Origin of the sequence: Streptomyces sp. NPDC050448 (assembly GCF_040655295.1) — a bacterium.
Classification (GTDB): Bacteria; Actinomycetota; Actinomycetes; order Streptomycetales; family Streptomycetaceae; genus Streptomyces.
The window spans coordinates 179,774-201,533 of sequence record NZ_JBFAJR010000010.1 but is presented as its reverse complement, the minus strand read 5'-3'; the positions used below and the strand labels follow the sequence as shown (position 1 = coordinate 201,533).

The 21,760-nt window shown below is 71.6% G+C and carries 24 protein-coding genes; 16 read left to right on the top strand and 8 right to left on the bottom strand.

The window, feature by feature from the left end; all coding sequences use genetic code 11:
- Positions 1–160: 160 nt before the first annotated feature.
- Positions 161–3,436, top strand: coding sequence for a tetratricopeptide repeat protein (locus AB0I68_RS15320; protein ID WP_363177753.1), 3,276 nt, complete (start codon positions 161–163; stop codon positions 3,434–3,436).
- A gap of 535 nt (positions 3,437–3,971) precedes the next feature.
- Here AB0I68_RS15320 and AB0I68_RS15315 read toward each other — a convergent pair.
- The gene (locus tag AB0I68_RS15315) at positions 3,972–4,202 is read right to left on the bottom strand and encodes a hypothetical protein (RefSeq protein WP_363177752.1); all 231 of its coding nucleotides are present in this window, start codon (positions 4,200–4,202) and stop codon (positions 3,972–3,974) included.
- Positions 4,203–4,204: 2 nt separating this feature from the next.
- Positions 4,205–5,086, bottom strand: a complete 882-nt coding sequence (gene mca / locus AB0I68_RS15310) for a mycothiol conjugate amidase Mca (RefSeq protein ID WP_363177751.1) — start codon at positions 5,084–5,086, stop codon at positions 4,205–4,207.
- Positions 5,087–5,205: 119 nt separating this feature from the next.
- On the opposite strand from mca, the gene AB0I68_RS15305 reads away from it, so the two are divergent.
- Both AB0I68_RS15305 and greA read left to right on the top strand, forming a co-directional pair.
- Positions 5,206–5,628, top strand: coding sequence for a DUF4307 domain-containing protein (locus tag AB0I68_RS15305; RefSeq protein ID WP_363177750.1), 423 nt, complete (start codon positions 5,206–5,208; stop codon positions 5,626–5,628).
- A gap of 136 nt (positions 5,629–5,764) precedes the next feature.
- Positions 5,765–6,262: a transcription elongation factor GreA gene (greA, locus tag AB0I68_RS15300; protein ID WP_363177749.1), complete on the top strand. Its 498-nt coding sequence runs from the start codon at positions 5,765–5,767 to the stop codon at positions 6,260–6,262.
- 226 nt (positions 6,263–6,488) lie between these two features.
- Here the strand turns inward: greA and ilvA are convergent, their stop codons facing one another.
- Entirely contained in the window at positions 6,489–7,721 is a 1,233-nt protein-coding gene (gene ilvA, locus AB0I68_RS15295) for a threonine ammonia-lyase (protein WP_363177748.1), read from the bottom strand.
- Between the two features lie 357 nt (positions 7,722–8,078).
- Between ilvA and AB0I68_RS15290 the strand changes: the two genes are divergently transcribed.
- The 3 genes from AB0I68_RS15290 (at position 8,079) to AB0I68_RS15280 (ending at position 9,346) form a co-directional block, all read left to right on the top strand.
- Positions 8,079–8,600 (top strand): MarR family transcriptional regulator, encoded by a 522-nt coding sequence (locus AB0I68_RS15290; protein WP_363177747.1) that lies wholly within the window; start codon positions 8,079–8,081, stop codon positions 8,598–8,600.
- 69 nt (positions 8,601–8,669) lie between these two features.
- Complete coding sequence (locus AB0I68_RS15285; RefSeq protein WP_363177746.1) at positions 8,670–9,098, top strand: sigma factor-like helix-turn-helix DNA-binding protein; 429 nt, start codon at positions 8,670–8,672, stop codon at positions 9,096–9,098.
- Positions 9,095–9,346, top strand: a complete 252-nt coding sequence (locus tag AB0I68_RS15280) for a hypothetical protein (protein ID WP_363177745.1) — start codon at positions 9,095–9,097, stop codon at positions 9,344–9,346. The genes AB0I68_RS15285 and AB0I68_RS15280 overlap by 4 nt, the downstream gene beginning before the upstream one ends.
- A gap of 30 nt (positions 9,347–9,376) precedes the next feature.
- Here the strand turns inward: AB0I68_RS15280 and AB0I68_RS15275 are convergent, their stop codons facing one another.
- Entirely contained in the window at positions 9,377–10,534 is a 1,158-nt protein-coding gene (locus AB0I68_RS15275) for a cystathionine gamma-synthase (protein WP_363177744.1), read from the bottom strand.
- A gap of 95 nt (positions 10,535–10,629) precedes the next feature.
- Between AB0I68_RS15275 and AB0I68_RS15270 the strand changes: the two genes are divergently transcribed.
- The 9 genes from AB0I68_RS15270 to AB0I68_RS15230 all read left to right on the top strand — a co-directional run bounded on the left by AB0I68_RS15270 (position 10,630) and on the right by AB0I68_RS15230 (position 16,529).
- Complete coding sequence (locus tag AB0I68_RS15270) at positions 10,630–11,736, top strand: hypothetical protein (RefSeq protein WP_363177742.1); 1,107 nt, start codon at positions 10,630–10,632, stop codon at positions 11,734–11,736.
- A 201-nt stretch (positions 11,737–11,937) separates the two neighbouring features.
- Positions 11,938–12,165 carry a hypothetical protein gene (locus AB0I68_RS15265; protein WP_363177741.1) on the top strand — a complete coding sequence of 76 codons (228 nt, stop codon included), beginning with the start codon at positions 11,938–11,940 and terminating at the stop codon, positions 12,163–12,165.
- An 83-nt stretch (positions 12,166–12,248) separates the two neighbouring features.
- Positions 12,249–12,914, top strand: a complete 666-nt coding sequence (gene msrA, locus AB0I68_RS15260) for a peptide-methionine (S)-S-oxide reductase MsrA (protein WP_363177740.1) — start codon at positions 12,249–12,251, stop codon at positions 12,912–12,914.
- A gap of 423 nt (positions 12,915–13,337) precedes the next feature.
- Positions 13,338–13,478, top strand: a complete 141-nt coding sequence (locus AB0I68_RS15255) for a hypothetical protein (protein ID WP_363177739.1) — start codon at positions 13,338–13,340, stop codon at positions 13,476–13,478.
- 208 nt (positions 13,479–13,686) lie between these two features.
- Positions 13,687–13,893: a hypothetical protein gene (locus tag AB0I68_RS15250; RefSeq protein WP_060178883.1), complete on the top strand. Its 207-nt coding sequence runs from the start codon at positions 13,687–13,689 to the stop codon at positions 13,891–13,893.
- Positions 13,880–14,389 carry a DUF6879 family protein gene (locus tag AB0I68_RS15245; protein ID WP_363177737.1) on the top strand — a complete coding sequence of 170 codons (510 nt, stop codon included), beginning with the start codon at positions 13,880–13,882 and terminating at the stop codon, positions 14,387–14,389. Before AB0I68_RS15250 ends, AB0I68_RS15245 begins: the two co-directional genes overlap by 14 nt.
- Positions 14,371–15,219 (top strand): helix-turn-helix transcriptional regulator, encoded by an 849-nt coding sequence (locus AB0I68_RS15240; protein ID WP_363177789.1) that lies wholly within the window; start codon positions 14,371–14,373, stop codon positions 15,217–15,219. The genes AB0I68_RS15245 and AB0I68_RS15240 overlap by 19 nt, the downstream gene beginning before the upstream one ends.
- 528 nt (positions 15,220–15,747) lie before the next feature.
- Positions 15,748–15,972, top strand: coding sequence for a DUF397 domain-containing protein (locus tag AB0I68_RS15235; RefSeq protein ID WP_363177736.1), 225 nt, complete (start codon positions 15,748–15,750; stop codon positions 15,970–15,972).
- 80 nt (positions 15,973–16,052) lie between these two features.
- On the top strand, positions 16,053–16,529 hold the full coding sequence (locus AB0I68_RS15230; RefSeq protein WP_363177735.1) for a hypothetical protein: 477 nt from the start codon (positions 16,053–16,055) through the stop codon (positions 16,527–16,529).
- Positions 16,530–16,608: 79 nt separating this feature from the next.
- On the opposite strand, the gene AB0I68_RS15225 is transcribed toward AB0I68_RS15230, so the two are convergent.
- From AB0I68_RS15225 to AB0I68_RS15215, 3 genes are all read right to left on the bottom strand, one after another.
- The gene (locus AB0I68_RS15225; protein WP_363177788.1) at positions 16,609–16,704 is read right to left on the bottom strand and encodes a helix-turn-helix domain-containing protein; all 96 of its coding nucleotides are present in this window, start codon (positions 16,702–16,704) and stop codon (positions 16,609–16,611) included.
- Between the two features lie 192 nt (positions 16,705–16,896).
- On the bottom strand, positions 16,897–18,381 hold the full coding sequence (locus AB0I68_RS15220) for a recombinase family protein (protein WP_363177734.1): 1,485 nt from the start codon (positions 18,379–18,381) through the stop codon (positions 16,897–16,899).
- 237 nt (positions 18,382–18,618) lie between these two features.
- Complete coding sequence (locus AB0I68_RS15215; protein WP_363177733.1) at positions 18,619–19,665, bottom strand: NAD(P)-dependent alcohol dehydrogenase; 1,047 nt, start codon at positions 19,663–19,665, stop codon at positions 18,619–18,621.
- A gap of 163 nt (positions 19,666–19,828) precedes the next feature.
- Here AB0I68_RS15215 and AB0I68_RS15210 point away from each other — a divergent pair, with 163 nt between their 5' ends.
- Positions 19,829–20,791, top strand: a complete 963-nt coding sequence (locus AB0I68_RS15210; protein ID WP_363177731.1) for a helix-turn-helix transcriptional regulator — start codon at positions 19,829–19,831, stop codon at positions 20,789–20,791.
- On the opposite strand, the gene AB0I68_RS15205 is transcribed toward AB0I68_RS15210, so the two are convergent.
- Complete coding sequence (locus AB0I68_RS15205; protein WP_363177729.1) at positions 20,781–21,752, bottom strand: GNAT family N-acetyltransferase; 972 nt, start codon at positions 21,750–21,752, stop codon at positions 20,781–20,783. The two genes, AB0I68_RS15210 and AB0I68_RS15205, sit on opposite strands and share 11 nt — an antisense overlap.
- Positions 21,753–21,760: the final 8 nt, after the last annotated feature.

Here is a 21,760-nt window from a genome sequence, read left to right as displayed (position 1 = left end):
GTCGCACGCGGGGGGTTTCGCGGGCCGCACGTACATATATGCGCGCGAGCGACCGAAGATGGCCCAACTCCCTCTGATCTAGCTCAGATTCCCTCGCGCTCATGGCAGTCCCGGCGGACACTTGGGGCTCGTTGCCGGAGTTCTCTTGAGGGGGATGCCGATGCGGGACAGCCATCGCGGTGAGGCCGAGCGGCTGTTGGAGCGGGCCGTGGAAGAGGAGGCCCAGCGGGCTGCCGGGACGGGGCAACCGGTCGACAAGGCGGCGCTGCTGACACGCGGCCTGGAGGCGCTGGACGCGCTCGCGGCGAGCGCCGCCGAGGAGTACGAGGCGTACGTACGGGCCCTGGACGAGGCGGCGGCCGGGGACGAGTCCCTCGGCGAGGCCTTCCGGCGCGGGAACACCTCAACGACTCTGCTCGTAACGGCGGTTGCGGCAGCCGCGGCCATCGGCGCCGACCTGTCGCTCGGCGTGGCGACGGGCACGGCGCTGACCGCCGGGGCCGTCACCGCAGTCGCCGGGGCGGCGGCCACGGTGGCCAAGGTGACCGCCCTGCACCTGCCCGCCGCGAACCGCCGGGCCGGGGTGCGCGGCCGCCCCGGCGGGCCGGAGCAGCTGAGGCTCCAGTGGCTGACGGCCCTGGAGGTCCGCGGGATCCGCCCGTTCCTGGAGCAGCAGCGCGCGGTGGCGGCCGCGGCGCGGGTGGCCCGGCAGCCCTCCCGGCCCGCCGCTCCGCAGCTGCGCGGGACCGACCGCAGTGCGGAGGCCCGGCGGCGCAGCGTGCTGGAGCAGTCCTTCGGTCACCTCCCGCAGCCCGAGGCCTTGTTCACGGGCCGGCGGGCCGAGCTGACGCGGATCGCGCAGTGGGTGCAGGCGGCCCGGGCCAGTACGGAGACCCGCCCGGTGGTCGTGGTGCTGCACGGCGAGCCGGGGGTGGGCCGCACGGCCCTGGCGCTGCGGGCGGCGGACACGCTGCGGGACCAGTTCCGCGGCGCCTGCGTGGTGGACCTGCGGGGCGGCTCCTTCAGCGGAGAGGCGCCGCTGCCGACCCGGGAGGCGCTGCTGCACCTGCTGAACCGGCTGGGCGCACCGCGTGAGCAGCTGCTGTTCCGCGAGGGGTCCTCGGCGGAGCAGCAGGTACGACGCCTGGGCGAGCTGTACCACCAGCACCTCCAGGGCCTGCCGGTGACGGTGCTGCTGGACGACGCGGTGGATGCGGCGCAGGTCCGGATGCTGGTGCCGGAGCGGTCGGAGAGCCTGGTGCTGGTGACGGCGCGGGAGCCGCTGGAGCTGCCGGACCTCGCGGCGTGGGTGCACCAGCTGCCGGTGGGGCGGCTGGCCGAGGCGGAGGGCGCGGAGCTGGTGCGCGCCGGGGCCGGGGCGGCGGGTGTGGCCGCGTACGAGGAGGAGGCCGTGCGGGGGCTGCTCGCGCTCGGCGGCGGGCTCCCGCTGGCCCTGCGCGTACTGGCCCCGCTCGGCGCCGCCGGGGCGCAGGCCGGTGATGCCGGGGCGCAGGCCGGTGATGCCGGGGCGCAGGCCGGTGATGCCGGTGGTACCGGTGGTGCCGGTGCGCTGGAGGGCGCCCTCGGCCTGGCTTACGTACGCCTGCCCGAGGAGCGGCGCCGGCTGCTGCGGCGGCTCACGCTGGCCGGCCGGGCCTCGCTCGGCCCGTCGGCTGCGGCGGCGCTGATCGACGCGGACAAGGTGGAGGCCGGGCGGCTGCTGCGCGAGCTGGCGCAGGCGGGCCTGCTGGACCCCGTACGCGGGGAGCGGTTCCGGATGCACGACGCGGTGCGCTCGTACGCGGCGGCGCGGCTCGCGGCGGACGAGGACCGGGCCGAGGCCTCGGCGGCGCACGGGCGGCTGATCCGGAACTACGCGCAGCTCGCGGACTCGGTGATCCGGATGGTCGACGGGAAGACGTCGACCCGGGCGAACCACTTCGGCGGGCACGGCTTCGCCTCGCTGGACGCGGCGCTGCGGTGGCTGGACGACGAGTCGAGCTTCATCACGGCCGCGCTGCGGCACTCGCAGGACGTGGACCAGCAGGCGGTGCTGGACCTGCTGGGCGCGCTGTGCGACTTCTGCCTGCTGCGCGGGGACCTGTACCGGCTGGGCGAGATCAACGAGCTGACGCAGGCGGTGGAGGCCGCGCGCGCGGGCCGGCCCGGCCAGGGGCGCCTGGTCCGCTCCGTGCAGTGGCGTACGGGCATCGCGGCGCGCCAGCTCGGCGAGCTGGACAAGGCCCGGACCACGCTGACCTCGGTGGTCGACCAGTACATGGAGGCGCAGCAGGACGCGGGCGCGGGCATGGCGCTGATCTCGCTCGGCATCACGCTGCACCACCAGGGTCAGCTGCCGGAGGCGGCGGCCCGCATCCGCGAGGCGCTGGTGCTGCAGGAGCCGGACAAGCTGGCCGGCGACCGGGCGTGGGGGCTGCACGCCCTGGCGGCGGTGGAGCGGGACCGGGCGCACCTGGCGGAGGCGATGCAGCTGCTGGAGCAGTCGCTGGCCCTGCACCGGGAGAGCGAGAGCGTGCACGGCGAGGCGTGGGCGCACTTCCAGCTGGGGCAGGTGTACCTGCGGCTCGGCGACGTCACGCGGGCGGAGGCGGAGCTGAAGCTCGCCCTCGACCTGTACGGGCGCACGCGCGACGAGCGCGGCCAGGCGTGGGCGCTGACCCAGCTGGGCCGGGCCCGGGTGGTGGACGGGGATCCGGGGCCGGCGGTGGAGCGGCTGCGCGAGGCGCTGGCGCGGCACCGGGAGCAGGAGGACGCGCGCGGGGAGGCGTGGACGCTGTACTACCTCGGGCAGGCGCTGGAGGAGGGCGGCGAGCGCGACCAGGCGGTGCGGGAGCTGGAGCGGGCCCGGACGATGTTCTCGCGGATGCGGGACGTGTACGGGCTGGCCCACGCCCGGCACCACTCGGGCCGGGTGACGCGCGACCAGCGGGCGGCGCAGACGGGGAACCTGAAGAACTCCGGGTTCGCGCGGCAGTTGCTGGTGGATGCGCGGGCGGATTTCCGGCGGATCGGGCTGGCGCACGGGGAGGCGTGGACCTGCCTGGAGCTGGCGGTGGTGGACGCGGGCAACGGCCGGGCGTCGCAGGCGCTGGGCCTGTGCGAGGAGGCGGCCCGGCTGTTCATCTCGTACGGGGACCGGCGCGGGGAGGACTGGGCGCGGTTCCTGCGCTGCACGCTGCTGCCGTACGCACTCCCGGGCGCGGGCGTGGAGGAGGCCCGGGCGGAGCTGGCCCGGCTGGCCGCGTCGCCGCATCCGATGCGGGACGGGCGCCTGGAGGACAGCCTGGACACCTATGCGGTGGTTCTGGGCCGCGGCGTGGACCCGGCGGAGGGCTGGCAGGCGTGGCGCCTGGCCCTGGTCCCGAATCTGCACTCACGGGAGATCATGGGCGTCCCGATGCCGCCAACCCCGTAGACCCGGTGGCCCCGGTGGCCCCGGCGGCCCCCGGTAGGGCCCGGCAGGCTCCGCAGGCCCGGCAGCCCGGGTAGCCCGGCTGGCCCGGCTGGCCCGGCTGGCCCGGCTGGCCCGGCTGGCCCGGCTGGCCCGGCTGGCCCGGCTGGCTCCGTAGGGCCCGACAGGCCCAGCTCACCCGGGTAGCCCGCAGGCCCGGCTGGCCCGGGTAGCCCGCAGGCCCGAGTAGCCCCGCAGGCCCGGCCGGCCGGTCAGGCCCCGTAGACCCGGCCGGCCCGGCTGGCTCCATAGGGCCCGACAGGCCCAGCTCACCCGGGTAGCCCGCAGGCCCGACAGGCCCAGCCGGCCCGGGTAGCCCGCAGGCCCGAGTAGCCCCGCAGGCCCGACAGGCCGCGCAGGCCCCGCCGGCCCGGGTGGCGCCCCGGCGGGCCGTGTGAGTGCCTGGCGTCCCGGCGGCCTGATCGCAGGCATGCGCGGTCGCCGCCCCGCCCGGTGGACCGGAGGGCGGCGCATCGCGTGGAGGACGGCTCCTGTGGGGCTACGGGGCCCGGTCGGCCGCGGGGGCGGCGGCTGCCGCCGCCGTGTCCGGGGCTTCCTGGAAGTCGACCCGGCCCATGTGGCGGCTCATCGACTTCATCAGGCCCCACACCGCGAGGGCGAGGGCCGCGAACACGATGAAGCCCAGGACTCCGGGGGTCACCTTGTTCTTGTCGAAGGTGTCACCCGCCAGCGGAAGGAGCTCGTTCAGTGCTGCCTGCGTAGCGCTCATAGCTACGCATTCTCCCGGATGCCCGCGAAGAGGTCCGACTCGGGGAGGGAAGTGTCCACGAACGACTTCGCGAGCTCGTACTCCTCCGTCGGCCAGACCTCCTTCTGGATCTCCATCGGGACGCGGAACCAGCCGCCGTCCGGGTCGATCTGCGTGGCGTGCGCGATGAGCGCCTTGTCACGGATCTCGAAGAACTCGGCGCACGGCACGTGCGTGGTCAGCGTCCGCTCGGCGCGCTCGAACTCCTTCCAGCGCTCCAGCCACTCCCCGTACGGGGACTCCATGCCGCGCGAGAGCAGCGCCTCGTGCAGGGCGATGGTGCGCGGCTTGTTGAAGCCCTGGTTGTAGTAGAGCTTCTGCGGCTGGTAGGCCGGGCCGAATTCGGCCTCCGGGTACTTCTCGGTGTCGGCGGCGTGCTCGAAGGCCACCATCGTGATCTTGTGGGTCATGATGTGGTCGGGGTGCGGGTAGCCGCCGTTCTCGTCGTACGTGGTGACGACCTGCGGCCGGAAGGCGCGGATCTTCTTCACGAGGCGGCCGGCCGCCTCGTCCACGTCCTCCAGCGCGAAACAGCCCTCGGGCAGCGGGGGCAGCGGGTCGCCCTCCGGGAGGCCGGAGTCGACGTAGCCCAGCCATTCCTGGTCGATGCCGAGGATCTGGCGCGCCTCGTCCATCTCCTTGGCGCGGACTTCGTGGATGTTCTCCTCGATGTACTTGTCGCCCTGGAGCTTGGGGTTGAGGATCGAGCCGCGCTCGCCCCCCGTGCAGGTCACCACGAGCACGGGGACCCCCTCGGACACGTACTTGGCCATGGTGGCCGCGCCCTTGCTCGACTCGTCGTCGGGGTGGGCATGGACGGCCATCAGTCGAAGCTGCTCGGTCAAGACAGGATCCTCTTTAAGTCGTCAGGGCATCGCCTCCTATAGTGACCGAATCGGGGGGTGGAAAAATTCCGGGGCTGCCCCTGGGATTGTGGACTCCGGCCCTCCGAAAGGAACGATCAATGAGTGCGGTGCGCGAGGGGTTGCCCGAGGGCCGCTACGGCCGGTCGGCGGACGAGCGTGCGGACCGGAAGCTCAAGATCGTCGGATCGGTGCTGGGCGCCGTCCTGCTGGCCGTGGTCGGCTGGATCGGCTGGGACTACGTCGCCGGCCGGACCGTCAGCGCCGAGGTGATCACGTTCCAGGTGGTCTCGGACACCGAGGTGAAGGTGCACCTGGAGGTGCGCAAGGATGCCTCGGTCACCGGGGTGTGCACCCTGAGCTCCCAGAACAAGGAGCACGCCGAGGTCGGCCGCGCGGACTTCACCTTCGGGACGAAGGACACGCGCGTGGACGAGATGCTCTCGCTGAAGACCACCGGCCGCGCCACGATGATCGAACTGGTGGGCTGCCAGGCCGCGGGCACCACGCCCGCGGCAGACTGAGCTCTTTCCTGCTCACCGGCCCAATGACACACTTCATACACATGGTGTCCTCCCCCTTTTCTTCCCGAATTGTTAGGCTCGTGGTTTCGCCCGCCGCTGGCGGCTTTGTAGTCCCCTGTACCGACGAGGAGCACCCGTGACCCAGACGAGCGAGAGCGTCACCTGGCTGACCCAGGCGGCGTACGACCAGCTGAAGGCCGAGCTGGACTACCTCTCTGGTCCCGCACGCACGGAGATCGCCACCAAGATCGCAGCCGCCCGCGAGGAGGGCGACCTGCGTGAGAACGGCGGTTACCACGCGGCCAAGGAGGAGCAGGGCAAGCAGGAGCTCCGCGTCCGCCAGCTGACGCAGCTCCTGGAGAACGCCAAGGTCGGCACCGCACCCGCCTCCGACGGCGAGGTCGCGCCCGGCACGGTCGTCACCATCGCCTTCGACGGCGACGAGGACGACACGATGTCCTTCCTGCTCGCCTCGCGCGAGTACGCGTCCTCGGACTTCGAGACCTACTCCCCGCAGTCCCCGCTGGGCACCGGCGTGATGGGCAAGAAGATCGGCGAGGACGCCGAGTACGAGCTGCCGAACGGCAAGCGGGCCGCCGTCAAGATCCTCGACGTCAAGCCGTTCACCGGCTGATCACCCCAGGACCTGAGGAAGCCCCCGCCGGAGCAGTCCGGCGGGGGCTTCCTCGTTCCCGGGGGCCTGCGGGCCCGCAGGCCTGCGGGCCTACGCGGTCGCCGAGTGGTACGTGCGGACCGAGAGCGTCCGGAAGACCCCGACGTCCACGCCGTCCCGTGCCCGTACGTCGCCGAAGGTCTTGACCAGACCTTCGGCGCAGACGGCGCCTGCCGGTCGTCGCCCGTCAGCTCATCACCGTGTACCCGGCCGCGTGCAGCGAACGCGCGACCTCGGTGCAGTGCTCCGGGCCCTTCGTCTCCAGGTGCAGCTCCACCTCCACCTCGGTGAGCCCCAGCCGCGGGTCGGTCCGTACGTGGCTCACGTCCAACACGTTCGCATCCACCACCGACAACACCCCCAGGAGCCCGGCCAGCGCCCCCGGCCGGTCGGCCACGCGCAGCCGCAGCGAGAGGTAGCGGCCCGCCGCCGCCATGCCGTGCCGCAGGATCCGCTGGAGCAGCAGCGGGTCGATGTTCCCGCCGGACAGGACCGCGACCACCGGGCCGCCGCCGTACAGCTCGGGCCGGCTCAGCAGGGCGGCCACCGGGCTGCACCCGGCGGGCTCGACGACGAGCTTGGCACGCTCCAGGCAGAGCAGCAGGGCACTGGAGAGGTCGTCCTCGGAGACCGTGCGGACGCCGTCGATGAGGTCGCCGATGATGTGGAACGGGATGTCGCCGGGGCGGCCGACCTTGATGCCGTCGGCCATCGTGACCGGGTTGTCGATCGAGACCGGGTGCCCGACCCTCAGCGAGGGCGGGTAGGCGGCCGCGCCCTCCGCCTGGACCCCGATCACCTTGACGTCCGGCCGCAGCGCCTTCACGGCGACCGCGATGCCCGCCGCGAGGCCGCCGCCGCCGATGCCGACGAGGATCGTCCGCACCTCCGGGCACTGCTCCAGGATCTCCAGGCCGACCGTGCCCTGGCCCGCGATGATGTCGCGGTGGTCGAACGGGTGGATGAACACCGCACCGGTACGGTCCGCGTACTCCTGGGCCGCCGCGAGCGTCTCGTCGACGACCTGTCCGTACATCCGCACCTCGGCGCCGTACTCCTGCGTCGCCGCCACCTTCGGCAGCGGCGCCCCGACCGGCATGAACACCGTCGAGCGGACGCCGAGGAGGGAGGAGGCCAGGGCCACGCCCTGCGCGTGGTTGCCGGCGCTGGCCGCGACGACGCCGGCGGCCCGCTGCTCGGGGCGCAGGCCCGAGATGCGCACGTACGCACCGCGCAGCTTGAAGGAGCCGGTCCGCTGGAGGTTCTCGCACTTGAAGTGGACCGGGGAGCCGGTCAGGGCGGAGAGGTGCCGACTGCCTTCCATGGGCGTGACCCGGGCGACGCCCGAGAGCATCTTCTGAGCCCCCCGGACGTCGTCGAGGATGACCTGCGGGACGGGCACGGGCACGCGGTAGTTCATGCCGCCAGTCTCGCAGCCCTCGCGGATCACGGCGCCGGGCTGCGGAACTGCACACTCCGCACTCCGCACACTCCGCACTGCATACAGGGCACATCCCCGTGGCGAGGGACTCCGGACACTCGGCGGACGGCTCGGCGGACAGCCCGGCAACGAGCCCTGCGAACCGTCCGGCGAACAGCCCGGCGGACAGCTCCGCGAACGGATGCCACAGAGGGCGAAATCAGGCCATCCGGGACGGGTCCGGGGACTTGGTCCGTACCGCCCGCACCAGTTCTCGTACGAGGCGTACAGGCCGTGCCACGGCCGCGTACTCTGTCCCCCATCCTTGTCGGCCCCACGTGAAGAGAGCTCACGGCCATGCCTTCCACCCCGGCCAATTCCGACCTGCCCACGGCGGCCGAGGCGTCCGCCGAAGCCGGTCTCCTCGACGCGCTCCAGCACCAGGTGGCCGTCTTCGCCCGCCGCGCCGAGCAGACCCGCCTGGGCGGGGTCGGCCAGGCCCGCAACTCGATGGACCGCGCCGCGTACCTGCTGCTGAACAGGCTCGACCTGGAAGGACCGATGGGCGTCAAGGCACTCGCCTGCGGCATGGGCATCGACTCCTCCACCGTCACCCGCCAGGTCGCGCCGCTGGTCGACAGCGGCCTGGTCAAGCGCACCTCCCACCCGGAGGACGGGCGGGCCGTGGTCCTCGCGCTCTCCCCGCGCGGCCTCGCCCGGCTCACGGAGGTCCGCTCCTCGCGGCGCGAGCTGATGGCCCGGGTGACCGAGGACTGGAGCGAGGACGAGCGCGAGTCCTTCACCGGGCTGCTGACCCGTTTCAACGGCTCGCTGTCGGATCTGATGGGCGCCGTCTCGGAGGCGGGCCCCGCTTCCTGACAGCGGGCGTGAGCCGGGGCCGTCCGACCTCTTGACCGGGGCGGTCCCGCTGCCCGCACTATGTGGCCTGTGGACGACCACGGGCGGGGCGCCTACGCGGAGTTCGAAGCCTTCGTCGCGGGCGCGGCGGGGCGGCTCCTGCATGTCGCCGTCCTGCTGACGGCCGAGCCGCAGAGCGAGCCCGCCGCCGCCCGCCGGCTGCTCGCGGACGCGCTGGCCCGTACGTACGCGAACTGGCGCAGGGTGCGCGGCGACGACCCGTACGACCACACCCGCCGGGAGCTGTGCGCCGCCTTCGCCCGCACCGGCTGGCGCCACCACGGCGGTCCGGGGCTCCTCGCCCGGCTCGGCCCGCAGGAACGGCTCGTGCTCGTGCTGCGCATGTACGAGGGCGTCGCGGAGGAGGTCACCGCCGCCCAGCTGGGACTGCCGGTCGAGCGGGTGCGGGTGCTGTGCAACCGGGCGGTGGCCGCGATGCGCTCCCGGGAGGCCGCATGAACATCCCCGACCGCAAGGAAGACCAGGTCAGGCGACTGCTGGAGGGCCCCCACCCGGTGGTCCCGGCCGGGCTGGCGGCGAGTGCCGCCGCCCGGGGGGACCGGCTGCTGCGCCGCCGCCGGGCCCTGCGCCGGGTCGGCTGGACGCTGCTGTTCGCGGCGGCCGCGGCCTTCTCCGTGTGGGCCTGGCTGGTCCGCCCGTGGGAGGTCCCGCCGAGCGGTGTCTCCCCGCCCCTGGAGGGCTGGTAGCCACCGCCCGGCGGCCTCGCGTGAAAACGCCTAGCCGAGGGCCTGGGTCAGGTCCGCCAGCAGGTCGTCGGCGTTCTCGATGCCGACGGAGAGGCGGACCAGGTCCGCCGGGACCTCCAGGGCCGAGCCGGCCACCGAGGCGTGGGTCATGCGGCCCGGGTGCTCGATGAGGGACTCGACGCCGCCCAGGGACTCACCGAGGGTGAAGAGCTTGGCGCGGTTGCAGACCTCGACCGCCGCCAGCTCGCCGCCGGTGACCTGGAAGGAGATCATGCCGCCGAAGTTGCGCATCTGCTTGGCGGCGATCTCGTGGCCCGGGTGCTCGGCCAGGCCCGGGTAGAGGACCGTGTGCACCTTCGGGTGGCGGGTCAGCATCTCGACGACCTTCGCCGCGTTCTCCGCGTGCCGGTCCATGCGGACGGCCAGCGTCTTGATGCCGCGCAGCACGATCCAGGAGTCGAAGGGGCCGGCCACGGCGCCCATCGCGTTCTGGTGGTAGGCCAGTTCCTCGCCGAGCGCCGCGTCGGCGGTCACCAGCGCACCGCCGACCACGTCGGAGTGGCCGCCCATGTACTTGGTCAGCGAGTGCACGACCACGTCCGCGCCCAGGGCGAGGGGCTGCTGGAGGTAGGGCGAGGCAAAGGTGTTGTCCACGACCAGCTTGGCGCCGGCCGACCGCGCGATGTCGGCGACGACCGCGATGTCGGTGATGCCGAGCATCGGGTTGGAGGGGGTCTCGACCCAGATGACCTTCGTCTTCGGGGTCAGGGCGGCCCGTACGGACGCCGGGTCGGAGGTATCGGCCACCGACCACTCCACGCCCCAGCGGGAGACGACCTTCGCGAAGAGGCGGAAGGTGCCGCCGTACGCGTCGTTCGGGATGACCACGTGGTCGCCCGGGGAGAGCAGCGTACGCAGCAGGCAGTCCTCGGCGGCGAGCCCGGACGCGAAGGCGAGGCCGCGCCGGCCGCCCTCCAGCGCCGCGAGGTTCTCCTCCAGCGCGGTCCGGGTCGGGTTCGCGCTGCGGCTGTACTCGTAGCCGCCGCGCAGTCCGCCGACGCCGTCCTGCTTGTACGTGGACACCTGGTAGATCGGGGGCACGACCGCGCCGGTCAGCGGGTCCGCCGTGTTGCCCGCGTGGATCGCGCGGGTCTCGAAGCTCTGGTGCTCATGGCTGTCGTCGCTCATGGGCAGAGCCTAAGCCCCGGCCGCCGACGCGCCCACTGCACACCCGCTGGTGCGGCATTGGCCTTCGCGCCGGTGCGTCTGGTTCGCTTGGGCGCATGGAGATTCTGTGGTTCCTGCTCGCGTTCGGCCTGCTCGTGGCCGCCTTCAGCCCGTACATACGGCGCCGGCGCGGCGGCGGCGTACGCCTGGTCGCGCCGGGCAGCCCCGACGCGGCCGACCCCGAGAACTACGGTTTCGCCCGGCAGGAGCACCTGGACATCCGGGTCCCGGGCCCCGACGAGGACCTGATGGACGCCCTCGAAGCCGTGCAGCGGAGCGGCCAGTGGCAGGCCGCGTCCCAGCTGCTGGCCGGGACCCCGAAGGAGGGCGAGCTGCGCTGGCAGCGGATCCAGGCCTTCGGCGGGGCGGCGGCGCTGGAGCTGGTGGAACGGCCCGGGGTGGGCGCGCAGTGGCTGAAGGCCTGGCGGCTGGAGGCGGAGAAGGACGCGGGCGGCGCGCAGGTGCACGCGGAGCTGCTGGTGCAGCAGGCGTGGCGGCACTCGGGCGGCGTGGGCTCCACGGACCACCGGATCATCCTGGAGGAGGCCCGGGAGGCGTGCCGCAAGGCGGCGCTGCTGGCGCCGGGCGACCCCGTCCCGTACATCACGGAACTGGCGGTCGCGCGGGCCCTGGGGTACTCGGAGGCCGAGTTCGACACCTTGTGGGCGAAGGTCATCGACGTCGCGCCGGCGCACATGGGCGCGCACTTGGCGGCGCTGCACTACTGGTGCGAGAAGTGGCACGGCTCGCGGGAGAAGGCGGACGCCTTCGCGCACGCGGCGGCGGCCCGCGCCCCCCGGGGCTCGCTGCTGGCGGCGCTGCCGCTGTTCGCGGTGTACGAGCACGTCCCGGAGGTCGTCCTGACGAACTTCTGGCAGGGCGCGGTGGTGACCCGGGCGGTGGAGGGCGCGCTGTACGCGGTGCACACCGCCCGCCCCGACGACCCGATGCTGGCGCACGTACGGCACATGCTGCTGTCGTTCCTGGTGCCGATGGCGCGCTGGGCGGAGGCGATGGAGCAGGTCCGCCACATCGACGGCTACGTCGGCGCCCTCCCGTGGTCGGTCTCCCCGGACCCGGCCGCGCAGTACGCGGTGTACCGCGCCCTGGCGGTGGCGGGCTACGAGGCCAACGGCGGCTCACCGGCGACGCTGCCGCACTGACGCCGCGGACCGCGCTGACGGACCGGCCGCACTGACGCACCGGCCGCGCCGACGCGACGCCGCCCGCAGGCGGGGGCCCTCCCCCGGGCTCCCGCCTGCGGAATCCCGGCCAATAAGGTTGCGGCGCGCCCTGAAGCAGCTGGCTCGGCGCAGACCTTCTTCAAGGAGCCGGAGGTCGCCGCCGCGGTCGACGCGGCGCTCGTGGACCTGGCGGCGGCCGATCCCGCCGACCGGCGGGCGGTCCGGCTGCGGCACGTCCTCGCGTGGCTGCTGTTCTGGCAGGACCGGGACGCGGAGGCGGTGGAGCAGTTCCGGGTCATCGACGGATACCTGGGTGCGCTGCCCTGCTACTACTCGGGCACGCCGAAGGGACGGTACCTGTACGCCCGGAACTGGGCGGTGCTGGCGACCACGGAGCAGGACACGTAATCCGCACGTAAGGAGTTGGGGCGGGCCCCGGGGAATCCCGGCCCGCCCCGCTTCCGTTAAAGGAGCACCACTAGGAGGGAATCATGTTCTCGTACCGCCGCACGCCCGAGCTCCCCACCCGCGAGGAGGCGCTGCAGGGCCGCGCGACCGCGCAGTTCTCGCTCCCGGACCGGCACACGGTCCTCGGCAACCCGCTCGCCGGCCCGTATCCGGCCGGACTCGAGGTGGCCGACTTCGGCCTGGGCTGCTTCTGGGGCGCGGAGCGCAAGTTCTGGCAGACCCCCGGGGTGTGGACCACGCTGGCCGGCTACCAGGGCGGCTTCACCGAAAACCCGACGTACGAGGAGGTGTGCTCGGGCCTGACCGGCCACACCGAGGTCGTCCGCGTGGTCTTCGACCCGTCCCAGGTCTCCTACAACACCCTCCTGAAGCTGTTCTGGGAGTCCCACGACCCGACGCAGGGCTTCCGCCAGGGCAACGACGTCGGCACCCAGTACCGCTCGGCGGTCTACACCCACTCCGAGGCCCAGCAGGCCGAGGCCGAGGCCTCCCGCTCCGCGTACCAGCAGGTCCTGGTGTCCTCGGGCTACGGCGACATCACGACGGCGGTCCTCCCGGCGTCGGACCGCCCCTTCTGGCCGGCGGAGCCCCACCACCAGCAGTACCTCGACCGCAATCCGGGCGGCTACTGCGGCATCGGCGGCACGGGAGTCTCCTGCCCGATCGGCGTGGCCAAGGCCGACGGCTGATCGACGCCAGCGGGCCTCAGGGCGGATGACACTCAGCGACGGCATCGGAATTCGATTCCATCGACAGTCAGCCGTCCTGGGGTCCTTTTCAGTCAAGACTGCCGCCGCCGAACATGAGCTGCCGCACGACTCGCCACGATTCAGGACATGGCGACATCGGGGGCACGAAGCAGTCGGCTTGGCGGGTTGGGGCAGTGGTGGGGAGTCCTGGCCGGCGCACTACTGATCGCCGCCTGGATGAACAAGGCGGCCGGGCCCGCAGTGGTGATCGGCCTCTCAATCGCGGTCGTGCTCTGGTGCTTCTTCCAAGCCCCTGTGACATGCGGTGCTCCCATCAGAGGGAGGGAGGACGGCTGTCGCAATAACGCGACGGGCCTTCTCCTGGGCTGCCACATCCGTCAGCACCGATGGCAGAAGCTCAAGATGCTGATCCTTCGGCGCCAGGTACGCACCTTCTGCTCCGGGCTGTTCTCAGACGGCAAGGCCGCCCTGGTCACCCTCGCGGCGATCGGCAGCTTCCTGTCAGGCCTCGTGGCCCTCGTCCGTGGTGTGATCGGCCACTGACCACCTCCGGGGCCAGGGCGCGCCTTCATCTGTCCGGCTCGTTCGAATCGAATCGCTCGATGTTGTATCGACCAGTCATGCGGCGCATATCACCATTTCGGCCATGTGTACAGCTTTCCTGTTCTGGAAAGGATCAGCGCTTGACCCTGCCGTGACCGGCTCGGGAGCATCGAACACGACAGGCGTACGCCGACATGTGGGGGCAAGGATGCTGCGGAAGCTGTCCGGTGACCCGGAGTGCAGGAACGGAACGTGCCCGACGCTGTGGGGCACCGAGGACGCGAAGGACTACGTCGTACAGGGGTACGTCATCACCGACCCCGAGCGGCTGGCCCAGCTCGACCTGCCCGAGGGTGAGACCGCAGTCGTGGTTCCGGCCGCAGTGCTGGAGGAGTACTTTCGTGCTCAGCGGTGAGGAGTTCGGCCAGCTCTTCGCGGCTTTCGAGCGCACTGCCTTCCGGCTAGAGACGCTCTCCGTCTACGACGTGGAGGAGGAGCGCGAGGAGTTCGAACGCTTCCTGGCGGGCGCTGACATGGGTCCCGACTGGGATGACAACCCGTGGGTCCGGTCGATGACCGACAAGGGCAAGGAAGTGACCCGCGTCCACGTGCTCCGCTCACCTCTGACCGACTATCTGCGGTACGAACTAGCTGCGTATCCCGGCAACATCACGGCCGGCGAGTCCATCAGCATCATCGACCTGGCGGAGCAGGCTGTCACCAGCCTGCCGGATCACGACTTCTGGTTGTTCGACGACCGGGACGTGTACCGGATGCACTACACGTCCGAGGGTGCGTTCGTCGGCGCCGAACTTCTCCCTGCCCACAGACTTGCCGAGTATCAGGGCTACCAGGACCGCGCCTTGGCCGAAGCGGTGCCGTTCGCGGACTACTGGGAGCGGCACCACTGACCGCCGACTCGATCGGGAAAGCCCTGCGGGCACTCCGCGACGCATCCGGTCTCACGGGTGACTCGGTGGCCCGCAGGGCTTCCATGTCTGCCGGGAAGTTGTCGAAGATCGAGAACGGCAAGGTGCGGCCGACCGTCCAGGACGTGGACCTGGTCCTCACCGCCATAGGCGTGAGCCAGGAAGTCAAGGAAGAGTTCCTGGCGGCGGCCCGCGCTGAAGCCACCGAGGCCACCGCATGGCGCCTGCTGCGCCGCATGGGTCCGTGGAAGCACCAGAAGACCATTCGGGCAATCGAGGCCGGCACCGCCACGCTCGGGCTCTTCCAGGGACAGCTCGTCCCCGGGCTCCTCCAGACTCCTGAGTACGCCTCTGCCGTCTTCTCCCTGCCTCCCGCCCTGCCGGAGGAGACCAGAGCCAAGACCGTGGCGGCCCGCCTCGAACGGCAATCCGTCCTGTACCAACCAGGCAGGTCCTTCCACTTCCTGATCTGCGAGCACGTACTCCGGTGGCGCATCAGCGAGCCCGTGGTCATGGCGCTCCAACTGGACCGGCTCGTGTCCGTGTCCCGGCTACCCAACGTCTCGCTGGGTGTCGTGCCGTCCGACCGCCGGATGCCCGACTTCCCCATGACCTGCTTCAGCCTCCACGACGACCGGCTCGTCATCGTGGAAACGTTCCATTCCGAGGTCACAACTCGCGACCCGAAGGACGTACAGCTCTACCTCGACACGTTCGAGCGGTTCGCCGCGGTGGCGGTCTACGACGATGCCATGAGAACCCTGGTCGAAGGTATCCGGGACGGATTCTTGCCCCAACAGGAAAGGTCCTAGAGCAAGCTGCTCAGCGGGTGAAGCATCGTCGGTGCCGACACCCGAGGGAGGGAATCCCAGTGAGTAGCCCCCGCACCACGATGGACCCACCGGTTCAACTGTCCCTCCCCCACACACCCCCTCCTGGGCCTGCACCGGGTTGTGGTGTGTGCGCTGCGCTCGCGAAGCAGCGCACAGCGGCGCACGGCGACGGAGACCTGTCCGCCGTCTCGGACTGCAACGTCGAGTTGGCCGCGCACCCCAAGAAGCACCCCGGGGTGCGGTAGTGGACATGCAGACCTGGCGTGACGGACGCACAGCGGCCCTGAACGCCTCCGAGGCCATGCGCGAGGTGCTCTCGGCACTGGGCCTGCCGGAGAGCTCCTATGCGGCGATACGGCCGCAGGTGACCCCAAGAGGTCAGCCGCTCGTGCACGTGGGCTCAATCCCCGCTGCTCACGTCGAGCAGATCGCGGAGGCTCTGCGCAGCACACGGGCCCACGCGAGCGGGACAGCAGTGCCCTTCCCATCTGAATCAAGGAGGACCAGATGACCGACCTGTACAGCCTCGACATCGACGGAGCCCAGTTCAGCAAGGCATGTGGAGGCAACACCCACCCCGACGGCGAGGCGTGTGTGACTCTCGCGAAGATCGGGCCGGACGCGTGGGCCATGGGTGACAGCAAGCGCCCGGACGCCGAGCCGCTGCGCTTCACCACGGCCGAGCTGGACGCGGCGGGCATCGACCCCGCCCGCTTCGACCTCTCCGCCTGATCCACAGCACCACCTCTACTGACGGCCCTGCCCTCACGTCGACGGGCGGGGCCGTCGTCATCTCTCGGAACGGAGCGGCGGTGCACCACCACGGTTACGCATGGGTGGGGGAGAAGAAGACGTTCGACAAGGAGAGCGTCCGCAGACCGGCCGGACAGGCCCCGACCGCAAGCAGCGAGATGGAGGTACTCGACCGGTACCGAGAAGCCGTGGCCGTGTTCCCGACCACCGACGTGCCCCCGATCCAGACGGCGCACTGGCTCATGAAACCGCCCTCGATGATCCGAGGGACATGGGAGGAACCCAAGGAAGCCGGCGAATGGTTGGGGCTTCAGCTCTCGGAGTTCGCACCCCGTTTCGCCTCTGAGCAGGATCGGGAGGTGACCAGGCTGATTCTCCTGGTGCAGGCCGCAGTCGAGCGACTGACGTGGGGAGGAGACGTGTCCCTCGGCCACTACCTGAAGGGCACTGTCTTCCACTCCGTCGCCCTTGTCACGTGCTCTCCGAACCGTGCCGCTCGCGACCTGCCCTGTCCTGCCAGGCAGGGCCGTGCATGACAGAGGCCGCGACCGGTACCGGGGTCCGGGTGGACGCCTGTGCGCCCGTCTCGGGCGCTCTCTCCTCCGCCGTGAAGTCTCAACCTGCCGTGCCGGTAAGCACCCGGTATACAGTCGCCTGGCCTACTCCCAGGACCTTGGCGATGGCGCCGTAGCTCTTGCCGTCCTCCTTCAGTTACTGCGCCTGCTTGCCCATTCGAGTCCATGGCCTTGGGTCGACCACCGACCTTGCCTCATGCCTTGGCTGCGGCGAGTCCGGCTATCGTCCGATCCTTGATCAAGGCGCGAAAGCGGTAGTCCATATCCGCAAGACGAACGAAGGGGCACCAGCCAGATGGCGGTGCCCCTTTTCCGTCTCGGCTCCCCGTCAGTCCCGCCACTTCGGGACCAGCAGGTCAGGGTTGAACGGACGCCGACCACCGCCACCCACGGGCAGGACGATCACCGCGTGCAGTGCTTCCCTGATCAGGGCACGCTTCTGCGCCAGGTCCAGCTTGTCGGAGGTCCAGTGCTCGCGCACGTCGCCGGTCACTTCGGCTGCACGCTGCTGGTTGAGAACGTGCCGAGTACGGTCCGCGCGGAGTTCCTTGACGCGCGCTTCCATCCTCTGATTCTCAGGGAAGAACAGCTCATCCGAGATCTGATCCTCCTGCCACGCCTGGAGCAGCTTGTGCTGCTTCTTCGTCAGGCGGGCCAGCTCTTCCTCCCCCGACCACCTATCGTCCACATGCTTCGTCCTGGCCGCCCGTTCCTCCAACTTCGCGAGGACTGCCTCCGTGATGAATTCGTCAATCTTGGCACCATTACGCCCCGTGCCACCACAGCCGCCCATTTCCTTGCTGGGGCACTGGTAGAGATAGCCACCAGAAAGGTCCGGTCGGGCAGTGGCGCGGAGCGGCGCGTTGCAGATCTGTCCGTCCGCACCAGGCTTTCCGCATCGAAGGATTCCCGTCAGCAGGCAGGACGGCGTGCGGTAGTCAGTGACCGATCCGTCGGACTTCACGTTGGGTCCGACGCGCGCCGAGAAGACGGCGTCGATGGCCATCCACTCCTTCGGCGTGATGACGGGCTCCCAGCGGCCCACGACCGGCACGCCGTTGGCATCATGCACCAGCTCTCCGTTGTGCTTCCGCCAACCGCACAGCCTCGGGTTCCACAGCGCAAGCTTGAGTGAGCGGCTCGCCCACTCCTTGTCGTTGATCGTGCGGACGCCGGCCTCCCGCCACTCGCGGAGGATCGAGTGCATGGACTTGCCCGCGATCACCTCTCGGGCGCCCTTCGCCAGCCACGCCGCTTCCTCGGGCTCCAGCGTGAGCTTGTCGTCCTTCCAGCCGAACGGACGCTTGCCACCCACCGGGATGCCCAGCTCCGCGCGGGCGCGGTGCGAGCGGCGCGCACGCCGCTGCATCTTGCGCACCTCCATCTTGGAAATGACGACACCGAAGAGCCCCATGGACTCCACGTCCTCGCTATAGAGGTTCTTCGACCCCTTGGCGTCGGCGTAGAGCCGTCCTTCCTCGTACGTGAGCGCGTCCACGAATCGCTCGTAGTCACCGGCCCGCCGCGTGAGCCGGTCGTCCGCAACGACGATGACGCCGCGCACTGGCTGACCAACCGGCATATGGCCCGACTTGAGCGCCTTCACCATGGCCTCGAAGTCCGGGCGCACCACAGCCGCCTTGGCCGCCGACAGGTCGTTGTCGGTGTAGCGGTGCACGATCGTCCAGCCGAGACGGGCCGCCGTCTCCCCGTTCACCTTGTGCTGGTCCTCGACGCCGTGGCCGTCCCTGGCCGTGTCGGCGGAGATACGGGCGTACGAGACAACCGGGATCACCGGTGCCGCTTCGTTCACTTCCCACCCCTTTTACGACCTGGACAAGGGCCCGGCGCGGCTACTGCGGCATCGGAGGCACGGGCGTCTCCTGCCCGATCGGCGTGACCAAGGCCGGCGGCTGACGCCCTCCTGGAGCTCCGGTGCTGCCCTCACCCGTTCGGGCGGCGGCGCCGGAGTCCCGCTCGGCAGGCTGGCGCCGGGGCCCGGAACGGAGGCACGGATCGCCGTACAGACGGCCGCGCCCGACCGGGCGGATCAGATCGTCGACGCGTCGATGACGAAGCGGTAGCGGACGTCGCTGGCCAGCACCCGCTCGTACGCGTCGTTGATCTCGTCGGCGCGGATCAGCTCGATCTCCGAGCCCAGCCCGTGCTCGGCGCAGAAGTCCATCATTTCCTGCGTCTCGGCGATCCCGCCGATCATCGAGCCGGCCAGCGTCCTGCGGCCGGTGATGACCGAGAACAGGTTCAGCTCGACCGGCTCCTCCGGGGCGCCGACGTTCACCAGCGCGCCGTCGACCTTCAGCAGGCCGAGGTACGCGTCGAGGCCGAGCGGGGCCGCGACGGTCGAGATGACCAGGTCGAACGTGCCCTTCAGCTGCTCGAAGGTGCTGGCGTCGCTCGTGGCGTAGTAGTGCGAGGCGCCCAGCCGCAGGCCGTCCTCCTGCTTGCGCAGGGACTGGGAGAGGACGGTGATCTCCGCGCCGAGGGCGGCCGCGATCTTCACGCCCATGTGGCCGAGGCCGCCGAGGCCGACGATCGCGACCTTCTTGCCGGGGCCCGCCCGCCAGTGCTTGAGCGGGGAGTACAGGGTGATGCCGGCGCACAGCAGCGGGGCGGCGACGTCGAGGGCGAGGCCGTCGGGGATGCGGACGGTGTAGTTCTCGTCGACGACGACGTGCGTGGAGTAACCGCCGTACGTGGGCTCGCCCTTCCTGTCACGGGAGTTGTACGTGCCGGTCATGCCCTGGGAGCAGTACTGCTCCTCACCGCGCAGGCAGTACTCGCACTCACGGCAGGAGTCGACGAAGCAGCCGACGCCCACGTGGTCACCGACCGCGAACTTCTTCACGCCCGGGCCGACTTCGGTGACGACGCCGGCGATCTCGTGGCCCGGGACCATGGGGTAGATGCCCCGGCCCCAGCCGTCGCGGACCTGGTGGATGTCGGAGTGGCAGATGCCGGCGTACTTGATGTCGATGAGGACGTCGTGCTCGCCGACGGGGCGGCGCGGCACGGTGGTGCGCTCCAGCGGGGCCTTCGGGGCGGGGGCGGCGTAGGCGGCGACCCGGGTGACGGACATGGGGAGGACTCCTCGAACGCTGCGGAAGATCTGCGGTGGAGCCAACGATGCCGGAGCGCCCGCCCGGCGCCCAGCCCCTGCCCTGCCTAGGACTGGCGGTCCTACCCCTGACGGGGTCAGGAACAGGACCGCGTCGCGCGGGCCGCCCGGCGATAATGGCGTGATGGACCAGCTTGATCAGCGTGCCGAACTGGGCGAGTTCCTCCGCTCCCGCCGCGCACGGCTGCGCCCCGGGGACGTGGGCCTGCCGGACTACGGGCGCCACCGCCGCGTGCCCGGGCTGCGCCGCGAGGAACTGGCGCAGCTGGCAGGGGTGTCGGCGGCCTACTACACGCGGCTGGAACAGGGGCACGGACAGAACGTGTCGGCGGAGGTGCTGGACGCGATCGCCCGCGCGCTGCGCCTGGACGGCACGGAGACGGCCCACCTGAACCACCTGGCCGGCCCCCGTCCCCGCAGGCAGCGCGGCAAGCAGCACCGGGTGCAGCGCGTCCGCCCGGAGCTGCGGACGCTGATGGATGCGATGGAGGGGGTGCCGGCGTACCTGGTGGGGCGGCGTCAGGACGTGATCGGCTGGAACCGGCTGGCGGCCGCGGTCTTCGGCGATTTCGGGGCGCTGCCGCCGCAGGAGCGCAACCTCGTACGGCTGGTGTTCCTGGATCCTGCGACGGCCGAGCTGTACGCGGACTGGGAGTGCCGGGCCTGCGAGGTGGTGAGCAACCTGCGCATGTACGCGGGCCAGCACCCGGAGGACGAGCAGCTGTCCGCGCTGGTCGGGGAGCTGTCGGTGAAGAACGAGGAGTTCCGGCGGCTGTGGGCGGCGCACACGGTGGCGGACAACAAGACGCACGGCGTGAAGCGGTTGCGGCACCCGCTGGTGGGTGAGCTGGACCTGGCCTTCGAGACGCTGGCCCTCCCGGACGACTCGGCGCAGTTCCTGGTGACCTTCCACGCCGCTGCGGGCTCGCCGTCGGCGGACGCCCTGCGCCTCCTGGCCTCCTGGTCGGCCCCGGCGGCGGCCCCGTCCACTCCTTCGTCCGCGTCCGCGTCCCCGTCCGCATCCGCATCCGCCACGGCCTCGGCCACGGCGGACGGGGCCGGGGCGGGGGGCCGGGTTACAGCTTGATCTGGAAGATGCCCGCCGCGCGTTCGCGGCGGTAGCCGAGGGCCGCGTTCACCGTGCGCATCGGGGTGTTCTCGTCCGCCACCGAGGTGGTGATCTCGCGGAGGGCGGGGAAGCGGGCGGTGGCTTCCGTCAGCATGCGGAGTTTGACGGCGCGGCCGAGGCCGCGGCCGCGGTGGGCGGGGACGACCACCGTGTCGTACTGGAGGGCGCGTGGGGCGGCCGGGTCCGGGAGGACCAGGGAGGTGTACGAGGCCACCTCGCCGGCGGGGGTCACCGCCGCGGCCATGAGCATCCGGCCGCCGCGGTCCAGGACCAGCCGCTGCGCCGTGTGGAGGCGCTCCGCGGTCCAGGCCGGGGGCTGCTCGTCCATGTCCCCGGTCGGCGCGTCCTCCATCGCCCCGTGGGCCACGGCGGCCGCCGCCGCCCACGCGTCGGGGACCAGGCCCTCCCAGCACACCGGCGCATAGCCGGCCGGGAGTTCGGGCTCCGCGCCCGCCAGCCCCGCCGCCGCGTCCTGGACGTCCTGGACGTACCAGGCGAGCGGCAGCACGTTCTCGAAGCCCAGCGACTCGGCGAACGCCTGTCCCGGGCCGCCCAGGTCGACCATCGTGGAGACGGAGGTGCGGCCCCGTGCCAGCAGTTCCTCGCGGACGCGGTGCCACAGGGCCGTGCCGACTCCCCGCCGCCGCGCGTCCGGACGTACGTTCAGCAGGTCCAGCGAGGCGGTGTGCGCGTTGCCGGCGTCCGTGAACAGCAGCAGGCTCGCCACGCCTTCGTCCGCCGCCCAGTGCGTGAAGCGGCCGGCGGCCGGCGGCACGCGCAGCCGTCCCGCGATCTCCACCCGGGTCGGCGCGGGCACGTCGGGCAGGTCGGCGGTGTGCGCCGCGGTCACGACGGCGGCCCAGGCGTCCACCTCAGCGTCGGTCGGCGCCGCGGACAGGTTCGTGAGAGCGAGGGTCATGTCCGGGA